The sequence below is a fragment of the Mucilaginibacter sp. McL0603 genome, assembly GCF_049992945.1.
GTDB lineage: Bacteria > Bacteroidota > Bacteroidia > Sphingobacteriales > Sphingobacteriaceae > Mucilaginibacter.
Map to the genome: position 1 here is coordinate 1,961,711 of NZ_CP188251.1, position 15,014 is coordinate 1,976,724.

Annotated in this window: 18 protein-coding genes; 8 read left to right on the forward strand and 10 right to left on the reverse strand. The window is 42.4% G+C overall.

Annotated features, from left to right (window positions below):
• The first annotated feature begins 96 nt into the window (after nucleotides 1–96).
• The 4 genes from cysM to ACPPVU_RS09125 all read left to right on the forward strand — a co-directional run bounded on the left by cysM (nucleotide 97) and on the right by ACPPVU_RS09125 (nucleotide 4,788).
• Nucleotides 97–969, forward strand: coding sequence for a cysteine synthase CysM (gene cysM, locus ACPPVU_RS09110; protein WP_426671383.1), 873 nt, complete (start codon nucleotides 97–99; stop codon nucleotides 967–969).
• A 508-nt stretch (nucleotides 970–1,477) separates the two neighbouring features.
• Entirely contained in the window at nucleotides 1,478–1,882 is a 405-nt protein-coding gene (locus ACPPVU_RS09115; RefSeq protein WP_426671384.1) for a hypothetical protein, read from the forward strand.
• An 81-nt stretch (nucleotides 1,883–1,963) separates the two neighbouring features.
• Nucleotides 1,964–4,141 (forward strand): TonB-dependent receptor, encoded by a 2,178-nt coding sequence (locus tag ACPPVU_RS09120; protein ID WP_426671385.1) that lies wholly within the window; start codon nucleotides 1,964–1,966, stop codon nucleotides 4,139–4,141.
• Between the two features lie 218 nt (nucleotides 4,142–4,359).
• The gene (locus ACPPVU_RS09125) at nucleotides 4,360–4,788 is read left to right on the forward strand and encodes a PepSY-like domain-containing protein (protein WP_426671386.1); all 429 of its coding nucleotides are present in this window, start codon (nucleotides 4,360–4,362) and stop codon (nucleotides 4,786–4,788) included.
• Between the two features lie 10 nt (nucleotides 4,789–4,798).
• Here ACPPVU_RS09125 and ACPPVU_RS09130 read toward each other — a convergent pair whose 3' ends face one another.
• The 4 genes from ACPPVU_RS09130 to ACPPVU_RS09145 form a co-directional block, all read right to left on the reverse strand.
• Nucleotides 4,799–5,392, reverse strand: a complete 594-nt coding sequence (locus ACPPVU_RS09130) for a TetR/AcrR family transcriptional regulator (protein ID WP_426671387.1) — start codon at nucleotides 5,390–5,392, stop codon at nucleotides 4,799–4,801.
• A gap of 288 nt (nucleotides 5,393–5,680) precedes the next feature.
• Entirely contained in the window at nucleotides 5,681–5,866 is a 186-nt protein-coding gene (locus ACPPVU_RS09135) for a DUF5808 domain-containing protein (RefSeq protein ID WP_426671388.1), read from the reverse strand.
• A 6-nt stretch (nucleotides 5,867–5,872) separates the two neighbouring features.
• Nucleotides 5,873–7,117 carry an alpha/beta hydrolase-fold protein gene (locus ACPPVU_RS09140; RefSeq protein ID WP_426671389.1) on the reverse strand — a complete coding sequence of 415 codons (1,245 nt, stop codon included), beginning with the start codon at nucleotides 7,115–7,117 and terminating at the stop codon, nucleotides 5,873–5,875.
• A 180-nt stretch (nucleotides 7,118–7,297) separates the two neighbouring features.
• Complete coding sequence (locus tag ACPPVU_RS09145) at nucleotides 7,298–8,197, reverse strand: alpha/beta hydrolase (protein WP_426671390.1); 900 nt, start codon at nucleotides 8,195–8,197, stop codon at nucleotides 7,298–7,300.
• Nucleotides 8,198–8,397: 200 nt separating this feature from the next.
• On the opposite strand from ACPPVU_RS09145, the gene ACPPVU_RS09150 reads away from it, so the two are divergent.
• Together ACPPVU_RS09150 and ACPPVU_RS09155 are read left to right on the forward strand one after the other, a co-directional pair.
• Nucleotides 8,398–8,538, forward strand: a complete 141-nt coding sequence (locus tag ACPPVU_RS09150) for a hypothetical protein (RefSeq protein WP_426671391.1) — start codon at nucleotides 8,398–8,400, stop codon at nucleotides 8,536–8,538.
• 70 nt (nucleotides 8,539–8,608) lie between these two features.
• Nucleotides 8,609–9,169 carry a hypothetical protein gene (locus tag ACPPVU_RS09155; protein ID WP_426671392.1) on the forward strand — a complete coding sequence of 187 codons (561 nt, stop codon included), beginning with the start codon at nucleotides 8,609–8,611 and terminating at the stop codon, nucleotides 9,167–9,169.
• A gap of 60 nt (nucleotides 9,170–9,229) precedes the next feature.
• Here the strand turns inward: ACPPVU_RS09155 and ACPPVU_RS09160 are convergent, their stop codons facing one another.
• From ACPPVU_RS09160 to ACPPVU_RS09170, 3 genes are all read right to left on the reverse strand, one after another.
• Nucleotides 9,230–9,985 carry an ABC transporter permease gene (locus ACPPVU_RS09160; protein WP_426671393.1) on the reverse strand — a complete coding sequence of 252 codons (756 nt, stop codon included), beginning with the start codon at nucleotides 9,983–9,985 and terminating at the stop codon, nucleotides 9,230–9,232.
• Between the two features lie 210 nt (nucleotides 9,986–10,195).
• Nucleotides 10,196–10,972 carry an ABC transporter ATP-binding protein gene (locus ACPPVU_RS09165; protein WP_426671394.1) on the reverse strand — a complete coding sequence of 259 codons (777 nt, stop codon included), beginning with the start codon at nucleotides 10,970–10,972 and terminating at the stop codon, nucleotides 10,196–10,198.
• Between the two features lie 140 nt (nucleotides 10,973–11,112).
• Entirely contained in the window at nucleotides 11,113–11,328 is a 216-nt protein-coding gene (locus ACPPVU_RS09170; protein WP_426671395.1) for a hypothetical protein, read from the reverse strand.
• A 271-nt stretch (nucleotides 11,329–11,599) separates the two neighbouring features.
• Here ACPPVU_RS09170 and ACPPVU_RS09175 point away from each other — a divergent pair, with 271 nt between their 5' ends.
• Together ACPPVU_RS09175 and ACPPVU_RS09180 are read left to right on the forward strand one after the other, a co-directional pair.
• Nucleotides 11,600–11,962, forward strand: coding sequence for a hypothetical protein (locus ACPPVU_RS09175; RefSeq protein ID WP_426671396.1), 363 nt, complete (start codon nucleotides 11,600–11,602; stop codon nucleotides 11,960–11,962).
• 126 nt (nucleotides 11,963–12,088) lie between these two features.
• Nucleotides 12,089–12,487 carry a response regulator gene (locus ACPPVU_RS09180; protein ID WP_426671397.1) on the forward strand — a complete coding sequence of 133 codons (399 nt, stop codon included), beginning with the start codon at nucleotides 12,089–12,091 and terminating at the stop codon, nucleotides 12,485–12,487.
• 108 nt (nucleotides 12,488–12,595) lie between these two features.
• Here the strand turns inward: ACPPVU_RS09180 and ACPPVU_RS09185 are convergent, their stop codons facing one another.
• The 3 genes from ACPPVU_RS09185 to ACPPVU_RS09195 all read right to left on the reverse strand — a co-directional run bounded on the left by ACPPVU_RS09185 (nucleotide 12,596) and on the right by ACPPVU_RS09195 (nucleotide 14,990).
• On the reverse strand, nucleotides 12,596–13,390 hold the full coding sequence (locus ACPPVU_RS09185; protein WP_426671398.1) for a PAS domain S-box protein: 795 nt from the start codon (nucleotides 13,388–13,390) through the stop codon (nucleotides 12,596–12,598).
• Between the two features lie 144 nt (nucleotides 13,391–13,534).
• On the reverse strand, nucleotides 13,535–14,335 hold the full coding sequence (locus ACPPVU_RS09190) for a PAS domain S-box protein (protein WP_426671399.1): 801 nt from the start codon (nucleotides 14,333–14,335) through the stop codon (nucleotides 13,535–13,537).
• Between the two features lie 181 nt (nucleotides 14,336–14,516).
• Nucleotides 14,517–14,990, reverse strand: coding sequence for a rhodanese-like domain-containing protein (locus ACPPVU_RS09195; RefSeq protein ID WP_426671400.1), 474 nt, complete (start codon nucleotides 14,988–14,990; stop codon nucleotides 14,517–14,519).
• Between the last annotated feature and the right edge of the window lie 24 nt (nucleotides 14,991–15,014).

Below are 15,014 nucleotides of genomic sequence, written 5' to 3' on the forward strand. Positions count from 1 at the left end.
CTAGGAACCAGGATAATAACATAGCAAACCATTTTAGGTTCTTTTTATCCTGACTCCTGATTCTTAACTCTTGATTCTCTAATATACAATTAAAAAATGGCCGGTATAATAGATCTGATAGGCAATACGCCTCTTGTCGAACTAAAAAAATTAAACCCTAACCCAAACGTTACTATTTACGCCAAGCTGGAAGGTAATAACCCCGGCGGCAGTGTGAAGGACCGTGCTTCGCTGAATATGATTCGCAGCGCCCTTGAACGCGGTGATATTAAGCCCGGCACCAAGCTGATAGAAGCTACAAGCGGCAATACTGGTATTGCTTTGGCCATGATATCCTGCCTTTTTGGGTTGGAGATAGAACTGGTGCTGCCATCCAACTCCACCCGTGAACGTACGCTGGCTATGGAAGCATTTGGAGCCAAAGTGGTTTTGCTGGATGGGATAGAAGCCTGCCGGGATTATGCCGAAGAAAAGGCGGCCACGGGCGAATATTATCAGCTGAACCAATTTGCCAACCCGGATAATTATGCGGCACATTATAAAACCACCGGTCCTGAAATTTGGCGCGATACTGAAGGTAAAATAACCCACTTTGTGAGCGCCATGGGTACTACCGGCACTATTATGGGTTGCTCAAAATATTTGAAGGAAAAATCAGATCAAATACAGATTGTAGGTTGTCAGCCAACCGACGGATCATCCATCCCCGGCATACGCCGCTGGCCGGAGGCTTACCTGCCAAAAATATTTGACCCGAAACGGGTTGATAAGGTAATGGACGTTTCTGAACAGGAAGCCACCGAAATGACACGTAAACTGGCCAAAGTTGAGGGCATCTTCTGCGGCATGAGCAGCGGTGGTGCAGCAGCTGCAAGCATCAGATTAGCACAGGAGTTAAAGGAAGGCGTAATTGTATTTATCGTATGTGACAGGGGCGACCGTTACCTCAGCAGCGACCTGTTTGGTTGAAGAAATGATAAAAATAATACCAGTAAATTAGTATCTTGATATAAATATTTAATATATGTGTCAAAAATTGATAATATGGTAATATTTGCCGTTTTGGTTATTGTTTAAGCCTGTTTAAGCAGCAAATCACCCCTACAAATATGAGTTATTAACATTTTTGCCGAAAAGTGGCGTATTTTAATATAAATGTTGAAAAAATAGCATTAAAATAATAATAAAATATTAGTCTGTTAACCCGATAGACTTTATATTTGTACTAATTCATGAATTATCAATCTAAAACAAAAAACCGTTCTTTATGATTTAATTATGAGTTCAGTTAATTATTGAGAAGAAAAGAGAGAGCCCCAAACTTTCTCTTTTTTGTTGAATTTATTTCTTTTTGTTTGTTGCAACACAGATATTATAATATATGCTATGCATGCATAATAATATTATAGTCAGATATTTTGGCTTATTGGTTAAAGTTATCATTTTACCCTCCCGCGTTTTACTATCTTTGTAGCGTATGGTTAAGAAAGTGATTACCGTATTAATGGCATGCTTTATTTTAACAGGCAGCGTTGTTTTGCCTTTGGGTGATTTTTCGCTGACCCGCGACCTGCCCGAAATGTACCGCAGCTATTCAAAGATCACCACACCAGAAGAATTAGGGGTACTTGATTTTATAGGCGATTACCTGCTGCACGGTAAGGAGATGTTTGGCCATAATAATCATGACAAATCGCAAAATGGTAGTAACACGGTACAGTTTCAGCATCAGCCCGTGCCATTCTATGTGGTGCTTCCACCAATACATTTATCAGCAATAACCGTACATATGGATATTGTTGCACATCCGCCTATCGGTATCACAGCTCATACTTCAGAGTTTAAGAATAAATTGTTCAGGCCACCACTCGCCCTTGCCTGATCCTTCCTATTAACTTATTCAATTATTTCTTAAACATCTTGTCATGGCATTTGATGCTTTGGCTTGTCTATTCATATATTAATGAAAATATTTTTCATGCTCGTACTTTGTACGCTGTCATCTTGTTGGGGGATGGCACAAAATACGTTTAGGGCAAAAGCAATTAACAATCAAACCAAAGCTGTGCTTAAAGGTGCCACAGCCAATATACCCGATCTTAAAATATCTGCGAGCGCCGATACCAGCGGCCTGATCACCATAACCAATGTCCCCAACGGGAAATTTGAGATTGAAATTACCTATGTCGGTTTCAGCAAGAGCGACCAGGTCTACACATTTCCGCTAAAGAACCCGGATCAGGTGATCAACATCAGCCTTGAGCCCACAACCGGCGAACTGGCAGAAGTTACCATACAAACAACCCGCACCAACCAGAACCTACAGGATATTCCCACGCGGGTTGAAGCATTGCCTTTAGAGGAGCTGGACGAGAAAAGCACCATGCGGCCCGGTGATATTAAGATGCTGCTGGGCGAAACAACGGGTATACATGTACAGCAGACTTCGGCGGTTAGTGGCACGGCCAGTTTCCGTATACAGGGATTGGATAGCCGGTACACCCAGTTGTTGCAGAATGGGATGCCGCTGTATTCTGGTTTTTCAGGAAGCCTGAGTTTGTTGCAGGTAAGTCCGCTTGATTTAAAACAGGTGGAGTTTATCAAGGGTTCGGCTTCTACCCTTTATGGTGGGGGCGCTATCGCGGGTCTCGTCAACCTAATTAGTAAAACACCCGAAGATAAACCCGAGCTAACATTTTTACTGAACGGCACCAGTGCCAAAGGTGCTGATGCAAGTGGTTATTACAGTCAGAAGTGGAAACATGTCGGTACTACCATCTTTGGCTCCTACAATTATAACGGAGCTTATGATCCCTCTAATACAGGGCTTTCTGCCATACCACAAACCAATCGTTTTAGCATCAACCCAAAAGTGTTCCTTTATATTGATGAGCATAACACGGGCTGGTTTGGTGTAAATACCACCTACGAAAACCGTTTAGGAGGCGATATGCAGGTGATTAATGGCAGGGCAGATAGCATCCACCAGTATTTTGAGCGGAACAAAACATTCCGCTTTTCTACCCAATTATCCTTCACCCATAAAATAGATGGACAAAGCCGGATTAATTTTAAAAATACCATCGGCTATTTCGACAGGCAATTGGAAGAACCGGGGTATGCTTTTAAAGGCAGGCAGCTTTCGTCCTTTAGCGAATTGAACTATGTACATAATGGCGAAAAAGCATTCTGGGTGGCAGGGGCTAACTTGATTACTGATCATTTTACTGCTCAGCCACCGCAAAACAATCTGAGCTATGCCCAAACTACTGTAGGAGCGTTTGTGCAAAATACCTATAAAGCTACCAACTGGTTCTCGCTGGAAAGCGGCCTGCGGGTAGACGATAACACGCCTGCGCCCAGCAAGCCAACCAGCGGACTTTTTATTTTACCAAGAATAAACGCTTTATTTAAATTAAGCGATCACCTAACCAGCCGCATTGGTGGCGGTTTGGGCTACAAAATGCCAACTTTGTTTAATGACGAAAGCGAGCAGGATGGTTATCAGCATATACAGCCGTTAAGCATCGGCAATACACAGGCAGAGCAATCTTACGGGCTTAATGGTGACATGAATTATCGTAGTGCATTGGGTGATGAAGCATCTATTAATGTGAACCAGCTTTTCTTTTACACTTTCGTGGATAGGCCATTGCTGCTGCAAAACAATGCCTTTATAAACGCGCCCGGCCATTTGACGACACAGGGTGCAGAGACCAATATCAAACTGGTGATGGACGAACTGGTTTTTTACCTGGGCTATACTTATACCGATACCAAACAGCATTTTAACGGATCGGCAAGTACACAACCACTGACACCCAAAAACCAGTTAAGCTTTGATGCGACTTACGAAATTGAGGGTAGCTTCCGTTTTGGGGCTGAAAGCTTTTATACCGGGCCACAGCTATTGAGTGATGGTACCACCGGCAGGGGATTTGTGACATTTGGCCTGCTGGTACAAAAGATGTGGAAACACCTGGATATTTTTGTGAATGCTGAAAACCTGACCGACCAAAGGCAAACCAGGTGGGGCAGTATTTATACAGGCAGCATCACTAATCCTGATTTTAAAGATATTTATGCACCGTTGGATGGGGTAGTGGTCAATGCGGGAATCAGGATCAAATTATTAAATTGATGATCAAATAAAATCGCCTGTAGCGTTTGTAATTCTTTTACCGTAATGTATATATAGGCTGGTGTAAAGATGGGAACCGGCCAATTTGAATATATAATGAGTGATGAATGGCCGGGATAGTCCCGGCCATTTTTTTGAAATCCAGTTTTACTACAGATACTTTACCATATTTATACAGATTGACTTCTTATACTTGGGTAAATCCAATCTATAACAATATGAAAAAAATCATTCTATCAGCGTTTGTACTGGCGACATTAGCTGGCAGTGCCATGGCACAGGATATTAAAGCCAAAGATGTACCTGCGGCAGTAAAAGAGACATTGACCAAAAAATATCCCAACGCCACCAAAGTAAGCTGGGAAAAAGAAAAAGGAAACTATGAGGCCAACTGGGGCGGAAAATCCGGCGAGGATACTTCGGTACAGTTTACCCCGGCAGGCGCATTTGTTGAGGAGGTGAATGCCATACCGGTGAGCCAGCTCCCCGCAGCTGTATCTGCTTATGTAAAAACTAATTATAATGGCGCCAAAATAAAAGAAGCAGGTAAAGTGACTGATGCTGCAGGTAACCACTTCTTCGAGTCTGAAATAAAAGGGAAAGACCTGCTATTTGATGAGAGCGGCAAGTTTCTGAAGATAGATTAATTAAAAACCCTTATTTCTTCAACTGCAGGTCAATCAGCTTTTCCAACTGGTCAAGGCTTTGGTTGAGATAGCTGATATCACCAGATATTTTAGATACGGTAATACCGCCTTCTATCATAGCGATCATCAGTGAGGCAAAGGCGGCAACATCTGCATTCGCGTTCATCTCGCCCGAGCGTATGCCCTGGTGTATAATAGCCGAAATACTGCGGTGCCATGCAGTTACGGCATCGCTTACTTTTTTCTTCAATCGCGGATGGGTATCGTCAGCCTCTACACCGGTATTTATGATAGGGCAGCCGGCAGACAGGGTAGGGTTGAACAGACCTTTGCGGTAAACGTCAATATAAGCTTTCAACTTGCCTATAGCAGACATTTCCGGGGTTTGCAATGATTTTACCCGCTGCACCATACGACCCAGGTTATAGTCAAATGCTGCCAGGGCCACTTCGTCCTTGTTCTCAAAATTGCCGTATATAGCACCCTTGGTAAGTCCGGTGCTTTCTGTAAGGTCAGACATTGACGTGCCTGCATAACCCTTGCGGTTGAACAACGGCGCGGTCTTTTCAACTATAAATTCTCTGGTTCTTTCTGCTTTTCCCATATGCAAATGTAAATAAAATACCGATAGGTATAAAGTTTGTTTAATTATTTTACATTGAGGTTGAGTTGGTTAGGTTGGATTGATTAAGTTGATTTAATATCAGATTGAATTGTTTATTTGATTTATTGCCGTCCCTTTCAAGGGTCGGGAGCAAAGGGGATGGACAAAAGGGCTTTAGCCAAATGCAGATTTAGGCTGAAGCCATGCCAGTTGATTTATTTATTCCGTCCCTTGAAAGGGACAGCAATGAAGAATTGTTTGCTTTTAAACCGGGGTTAACTATCAGTTTTACAATAAGGCAGACAATACCGCAACACCTATAATAACTGCTACAAAAGCATAGCTGCCCGGTTGGGCAAAATTGAATGTCCATCCAAGTACCCTTGACCTTTTAGGCACCACCGTGCGAATGTCATTCCTGTTAAAATAGAAAACGCCCCATTTATAGTTTAGCGGGTCATCGATTGGATCCATAATGCATTATTTACTTGCCTGCAATTTATCTAATTTCTTCCTTGTATCAGGTGTCTCTTTGATCTTTAGTGATTTGGTATAGTACTCAATAGCCTTTGCTTTGTTTTTTTGGTTATCGTAGTAATCGCCCATGCTGTCGTAAGCGTTAAAGCTATCAGGATAATTTTTAATGTTGAGATTGAAAACGGCATAGGCACGCTCGGGCATGCCGATCCCCAAAAGATAGTAGCCTACCTGATTCAGCATGTCTTCGGGCGGAAGTATTTTATAGCCCATGTGCTTTGATACATCATCATAATGACTGCTGATAAGGGACTCTACATCAATTTTGGCATTTTTATCAATCATAGTGGCTTCAAACCCCGGAGGGAAATTGTAAAAGCTGAACAGGAAATGCATGCCATCATATTCGGCTATAAGTGGTACCGAGCCGTGACTGTCAGTGTTATAATATTTATAACTCCAATTGAGGCCATTGCCGGGGTTTTGTTGCAGGATATTTTTAAGCTGAAGTATTGACTTTATATGCCCTGAAGTGCCCGAAGTGTCTTTCTGCACCCGCAAAGTATCCATCCCCGAAGGCATGGTATTGGCAATAGCCAGGAACATGGACTTGCCCTCAAACTTTTTCTGTTTAAATACATCGCGCGCCTGGTTGAGCAGTTTGCGGCTGTCCCACCACATACTTGGGTCTATCACAATGTAAGAGTTGAACATATCCGTATGGTTGATGATGATGTTCATGGCTGTTAAACCGCCAAACGAGTGCCCGATGAGCATTTTGTAAGGCACAGTTTGATAAGCCGAATCGATATGCGGCATCAGTTCTTTTTGTATAAAGGCAGTAAATTTTTCGCCACCTCCTGATGTTTTGAAATCGTCCGTTTTCTTACCGTCCGGGTCAACATTGCCATTTGTAGGGGTAAGGTCGCGGGTGCGGTCTGTATTGGGGATGGCGACAACGATCATCGGCGGAAATACCGTATTGCCGATCACTTCGCTCAGCTCGTGTTCCATACCACTGAAGGCGGCGAAGTTCCAGTCGGCATCCAGCAGATAAACTACGGGGTATCGCTGTTTTGCAGCAGGATCATAACCGGTTGGCAGATAAATCCAGACGGTACGTTTTTCATTCAGTATTTTGGATGCTACACTATCTGTTTTGCCGATAACAACCTGGTGGTCTTTAATGGTTTGGGCATTAGCAGTGCTGATAATAGCTACCAAAAGCAAGGTGAAGAAGAGTTTCATGAGGTGGTTAAGTTTGTATCTAAGATATTGATTTTTAGTATCAATAAAAATAGTAGCGCGTGTTGACTCACCCCCAACATCGCTACGCTGGTCGACTCTCTTCGCTGCGCGAAAAGAAGGTTAAAAGATGAGCTAACCTAATCAACTTATTCTAACTTAATCAACCAATCAACTCAATTTTTACCCCGCCTTCAGCAGGCTATCCTCTTTAAAAACAAATGGCAATGCATCCCGCCAGGTGGCACTTGCGGCAGCAGTATGATCATATTGCCCGTAATATTTATAGCCGAAGTTTAAGCCATTTGCCTTGCTGTTTTCCAGCATATCGGCCAGTCGCAGTATGCTGCGGATGTGGTTGGTTTCGGAGGTAACCTCTGCGCGTACCTGCTCCACCTCAATGCCCGGCGGCAGGGTGTTGGCAATGCCGATAAACAAATTGCGGCCGTTAAAACGCTGTTGCAGTAATGCTACGCGTGCCTGGTTAATTATTAACTGATCGTCCCACCATACGCTGGGGTCGCTGGCTATGTAACTGTTAAACGTTGTGGTATGATGTAAGAGGGTATCAATAACCGTTAATCCGCCTAAGGAATGGCCTGCTAGTATCCTATTGTCTGATGCCGGGTATTTAGAGGCCACGTAGGGGATCAGCTCCTTTTCAATAAAGGCGATAAAATCCGCACCGCCGCCTGATCTTTTAAAATCATTCACCTTTGTGCCGGCAGCATTATACTTTGAGGGGGTAGGAGTAAGATCGCGCGAACGGTTGGTGTTAGGTATGCCGATCACTATCATTTCGGGAAATATTCTGCTGCCGTCGGCCTCGTTCACCTCCTGTATCATAGTGGTGAAATTTGCAAACTGTTCTTCGGCATCAAGCAGATAAACTACCGGGTAACGCTTATCAGGAGGCAGCTCATCATGACGGCGGGGCATACAAACCCATATTCTTCTTTCCTCTTTGAGGATGTAAGAAAAAAGCTTGTCGGGGATTCCTATACTGACATATTTTTTTTTGAGGGACAGCGCGCTGGCTATCGCTAATAGCACTACGATCAGGAGAAAGATTGCTAGTTGCATAAGGCGGGGATTACCTGTTTTATCATAAAATATGTAAATGTATTGCTCATATATGGATTGCTTGAATTGTAACGAATAAATTACTTAAAATGTTATCTGTTTTAAACCTTTTAGCTTTCCGATTGTCTAACATATCGACTAGCAGACGTCACATCCTCAGACTGTTGCTAACCGGGAAGTTTATTAAAAAAATAACGACCATGGATACTTTGAAAATGCTCAAAAGCGACTTCCACCATGTATTTATTGATGGTGAAGTAAAAGGCAAAGAATTTTTGCATGTATTTCTTGTGCTTGACATTCCTTTGCTTATAGCATTGGTTATTTATTGGCTTGTTTGAGCTGTTATTGCCACTGCGCTGCAACAATTATAGGTTATTGGTGTTGTTATTATAACATCATTTTACCACTATGAACACGATAAATAACACCATAATCAATATCAGGAATACTTTTGACGACCTGCAGCAGGACAGTTTTAAAAGACTATTTACCCATATAGACCAACTCGGCGTTAAGCAGGGTGTGGACAGAATGGGGCTCGACAAGTTTATTGAGCAGTGCGCTCGATTATCGGCCACTACAGGTGCTATTGCCGGTGGCGGTGGTGCACTTACTATGGCCGTGGGTATTCCGTTTGATTTTTTGAATATGATGACCCAGCAGATAAGGGTTACACTGGGTATTATTTATCACAACCGTGGCACCTACCGGATAGAGTTTGACGAATTTTTGGCAATCATGGCTGCAGCATTGCAGGTGGAGGCAGGTATTGCCATCACCAAAAACATACTGGAAAGGGGTGCCGAGCGAGTGATGGTAAGGATGGGCTCAAAAACGGCGACCCGGTTGATACCGATTGTTGGCGCTGTAATAGGCGGAGCCAGTAATTACCTGTTTATCAAACGCATGGCCGAAACCATTAAAAGAATGCAGCCGCGCTATCAGCCGCTGACGGTGCATTTGGAGTGATTTTTTGAGGTCAGAGGTCTGAAGTCTGAAGTCGGACATCTGACCTCCGACCTCCGACTTCTACTTAGTGCTCCACTTAAACCATTTAATGCCCAGTGTGGCAAATACAATGGTATAGCCTATGGTGAGCATTAATGCCATGCTGGTGTGGTTGCTCCATTTGGAAGGATCAAGACTGGCAGTCAATATATCTTTTACAGTGCCGTAAGGAGTCCAGTCTACCGCTTTTTTAAATTTATCGCCCAATACGCCAAGCTCGCCAAACATACCTACCATAATAAAGGCAAAATAGATCAGTCTTGATGTCGAGTTAACCGTCTCCGGGTTTTGGATGCGTCCAACAATAGCCTGCCCAAGCGCAAGATAAACCGCACCGCCGACAATGGCAGCTAGTAAAGTAAGGGCATAACTCCCAGCTGGCATTACTATCTTATCAAAATTATATCCCGACAGGAATACAACGATAGTCATGAGCAGTATCAACGTCAGTTGTACAATTAGTCTGCTGGCCATGATAGTCCAAAGCGGGAGCGGGGATACCCTTAAACGCTGGAAAACGCCCTTCTCCCGGTCGCGGGCTATGGAGTTGGTATAGCCCATTAGTCCAATAGCTACTAAGCCTAACGTGATACTGTTCGACAGCACGAAAGCGCCACCCGCAGTAGCAACAAGACCCTTCCACGAAAAAACAATGATCATCGGCACAATAAGCACCATAATAACCGCGCGGCGATTGCGCCACAGCGTAGTAAAATCGGCACGCAACAGGGCAGCCATTACTGCGGATGTTTTTGGTATTGAAATTTCCATTTCCATGGTTAGTTGTTTTATATTGATATATCTTGTTTATAGCGATGCGTTTTAAACACATCGCTATGATTGGTCTTACTCGTCGCGCGGCTATTTTACTCACCCGATCGTCGCTTCGCTGGACCACCCTCTCTTCGCTGCGCGGAAAGAGGGATTTTTGTTTTTATTTTTTACTCCCCTCTTTGGTAGCAGAGAGGGGTTGGGGGTGAATCAACTCTACGCCCTTACCGCCGTCCCTGTCAATGCTATAAACACGTCTTCAAGCGTTATCCTGCCGCGGCGAGATACTGCTATCACTTCAGGGGCGTTGCGGTGTTCGTCTATCAGCGATTGTGGTGTGCCGGTGGCTATTACCCGGCCGTGGTCGATAATGCTGATACGATCGCATACGGATTCGGCCTCTTCCATGGAATGGGTGGTGAGCACTACGCCGTTGCCTTTCTCACGAATGGCTTCGATGCGTGTCCACAACTGGCGGCGCGATTGCGGGTCGAGGCCCGAAGTCGGCTCGTCAAGCAATACTAGTTTAGGGTCGTGTATGGTAGTGATGGCCAGTGACACACGCTGCTGTTGACCACCTGATAGCTGTCCGAATTTCTTGTTCTCCGCATCAGCCAGGTTGATCTCGCTCAGCAGACTTTGCAGTTTTTCTTTGGACAGGTTGGCGCCGTAGATACTGGCGTATAGTTTTAATATTTCAGATACGTTCAACTCTGATTGAAAACTCGTGGCTTGTAATTGAACGCCCATTGCTGCGCGTGCATGCAGAGGATTCTTTAAAGTATCATAGCCTGCCACAGTAACTGTACCCGCTTGCTGCTTGATCAGGCCTTCCACCGCGCTCAGCGTACTGGTTTTACCGGCACCGTTAGGGCCGAGCAAACCAAATATCTCGCCCCGTGATACATGGAACGACACATTATTTACCGCCTGGAACTTGCCGTAAAACACGTTCAGGTTATCTACCTGTAAAATATTAGTTGGATTATCCATTTTTAATGGCATAAGGTTTTATATTGTTTTAGAACGACGGCGCAAGTTTAGCCTGTTGCAGCTCATCTGCAAAATAAGTGCGGATGAATATTACTGTTTGTTCGGTAAAACGGATGATTAAATCGGTAAATGGCTCCGATTTAGCTTGATTTTTTTCCCGTAACCACGATAATTATACCGCCAACCAGCAATATGGTACCCAGGTACGGTGGCCAACCGATGGTTTCTTTTTGATCAACCGAAACCTGTATGGGGCCGGCATCAATGATCTTTTTCTTTTTTGTATAGGTAACGCCCGTCCAGATCAGCATTATTGCGCCGATGACGATCAGTATAATTCCGAGGTTTTTGTTCATGATAGGGTTGTTTGAGTGATGTGATTAAGCAACTAATATCTTAAATATTTGTTGATTATCGTAAGATTGGGATTTTGGGGTTCAATTAATGTGTGGTCCCGCGGCAATTGAGCGGGCCTAAGCTGTCATTTAGTGTCTATATCTTATCAAATTAAACTATTGTCCATTTTTGTAGTCAAAAATCTATTTGAAAATACCGTGAAAACACGGGTTTTTTGGTGAATTTTTATGTACTATGTTTGTAACGCCATATACATTTATCACATTGACTATGACAACATTTGCCGCACGACAGAACCAGGGTCTTAAGAAAGCTTCGGATTATTTTTTGAAAATGTACAGCGATCTTGATCTTGAAAAATATAAATTAGACAAATACCAGGACCTGTTCAGACTATCCAGTTTCCAGGCCATGCATGACGCTGATCTGGCGTATCATAACATTTATCGTAAATGTTCAGAAAATGCAACCTCAAAACAGAGCTTGCTGAGTTGCCTTGAACAAGAAGAAATATTTTTGCCTGCAAACCACGATGCATTTAATTACGATACCTATCGCCGGCATGCGCTTAATGCAATAAGTGAGATAAGGGATCACCTAAAAAATGGCGATCTCGATCACCTGTATTTTTAATTTATACAGGTTGCTATAAATTTTTCTTCCTATTTGAATTTCACAGATGTGAAAAAAGTAATTTTAAATTAATTAAAACAATGTTTGGGTTAATTCTTTTAGTATTACGTAACGCCCTATGAAACCATGAGAAAACTTGTAATTATTGACGACGATCCGATCGATCATTTTATGATGAAGCACATCTTAAAAGACAAAAACTACTTTGATGCCACCACTTATACCTTCTATGGGGAATTGGTACTGGATTATATCGAAGAATATAAAGCTGAACCCGAAAAACTGCCCGATGTAATATTTTTAGATCTGAATATGCCTGAATTCAGCGGATGGGATTTCCTTGAACGTATGGAACAGATGCAGCATGAAGTAAACAAGAATATACAGGTTTATATCATATCCTCATCCGTGCGCCATATAGATAAAGAGGTCTCTGCAAAATATCCATTCGTGAATGATTTTATTAGCAAGCCTGTTGAGGTCTCTGAAATTGAACGGATAGTGGGGATGAAATATGTTGATTAGGTTGAATAAGTTGATTGAGTTGGATTAAGTTGAATTTTTATAACCTAATCAACCTAGTCAACCACTTAACTCAATCAACTATTTATTAACTTAATCAACTAAAAAACATCAATGCTCCTTTAACTCATCTACGCGGCTATTTGTTTTTTTCAATACTTCATCCAGCTCATCAGTGCAGGTTTCTATCATACTGATATATTCTTTGTGCTCGTGTTCGGTTTGGGCATCCTTAAGTAATGCCACCAGACTCATAACCGAACAAAGCGATTTCCTTATTTGATGCGAGTTTACCCAGGCTATCTCGTGCAGGGCGGCGTTTTGCGCCTTTATTTTTTCTTCCTTTAATACGATATCCGTAATATCACTTATCATGCTCAATCTGCAGGGTTCGCCATTAAAAGCAAGGTCGTAAGTTACTATTGAGGCATAAATTAACTCACCGCATTTTTTTTGATGTAACCATACGCCCTGTTTGGTTAAACCCGGGCCAATTGAATTAACGCGTTCTATGAATTTTGCACGCTCACTCTCCGGGCGGATGTCCGTTGGGGTCATCGCCATAAATTCATCATAGCTGTATCCATACAAATCAACAGAAGCATGGTTTACTTTTACAAACTCAAGTGTGTTTGTGCGGTATATCCACATCGGGCTGGGGTTATGTTCAACCAGGTTGCGGTACTGCTCCTCTGACGATGATAATTTATGTTGCTGCTTTTTTATTTCGAAGTAAAGCACAACCGCAGCAATGACAACAAAAACCAGGTTGTTAATGGTTCTGATGAGCTCACGTGTTTCGTGAGTAAGCTCTTTTGGAAAGGAAATGAGGGGGCTGCTGCATAATGCCCAGAGTATCCCGGCAATTAAAAATTCAAGTGGAATTTTAATTGATCTAAGGGTCATATTATCGGGCTATTATAAAAAATAAACAAACAGGATCGGACAAGGAATTAGGCTTTTATACGTACAAAGTATACTTAGGGTTAATGATGAGGATGTTATTAAGTTAGATTAAGTTGAGTTTTTACAAGCTTAATCAACTAAAAATTAAAACTCCATTAATTCATCTACACGGTTGTTGGTTGCTTTTAATACATCATCCAGTTCGTGCGTGCATCTTTCCATCAGACCGATGTACTCTTTGCGTTCGTATTCGCTATCGCTATCCTTAAGCAAAGTGGTGAGGCTCATAACAGAGCAGAGCGATTTTCTTACTTTGTGAGAGTTTAGCCAGGCTATCTCAAGCAGGGCTGCGTTTTGGGATTTTATGAGCTCTTCTTTTAATATTACGCTGGTAATATCATTTGCCATTACCAGTGTGCCGGGTTTTTCGTTAAAATTCATATCATATGCTACAATGGATATATACAAAAGCCCGCCATCCTTTTTTAAATGTTTCCAGGTGCCTCTGCGTCTTACTTCATGGCCAAGCGTATTATAAATGGCATCAGCCAACTTTTTCCGTTCTTCATACGGGCGGATATCCTGTATGGTCATAGATGAAAATTCGTCCATCGTATACCCATACAGTTCTACGGCCGAATTATTTACCACAACAAAACGCAGGGTTGCACTATCATAAACCCACATAGGGTTGGGGTTCATCTCAAAAAGGCGCCTGTACTGCTCTTCTGATAATGACAGCCGTTTTTGCTGTCTTTTGATCTCAAAATAAAGAATGATCGACGCAAACACAACAAAAACAAAATGATTAAGACTCCTTATGATATCACGTATACCGGGGCTAAAGTTTTGATCCAATGTTGAAAGCAAAGGCTGGCTTAATAAAGCCCAAAGTATCCCTATGATTAAAAAGATAAATGGGATCTTAAATGACTTTAAACGCATAATTTAACCAGAAAGTAAGGAATGTAAAATGAATGGGGTATTCCTTTTTTTACGTAAACATACTTATAAAGTTAACTATAGGATAAATAAAATTGCAACTTTTTCGTTACGAGAAATGTGATATCTGTGTAAGATTAATTGGTATATCTTCGGATGCCTGTAGCCGTTGACTACCCTTTGATCATTTACTTGCCAAAGGGTATCCTTTAGCAATCCAGTTGGTTTTTAGGTTGATTGGCAGGTCCAGCACTTTTACGCTGGTAAACCCTAATCTCTGAATCTCCAAAAAAGCTGGTCTGATATTAGGGCATTTAGCAAAGGGGCAGCATCCGCAATAAATAACGACGGGCGTGTTTTTGGGTAAAGCAATTACTGTGTTTTTTAGCTTTTCCATATTTTTAGCATTATTTACTGCGCCAATATGTTTGGCTCCCGGGATATCGTCAACCGCACCGATATTTAAAATTAAAAAACCATTTGGTCCGGTTTCTTTAAGATGATCTGCCAGTACAGCGGGTTCTATCAATTGACTGTCTGTCCAGGGGACACTAACTTCCAGTGTCGGAACAGGTTTTGGAGAGGTTTGTGCCTTTGCAGATAAGCTGACAAATATTGTCAGAATCGTAAAAACTATAGGGGCGAATATTTTTTTCATACCAGGATAATTATGAAGACCTTT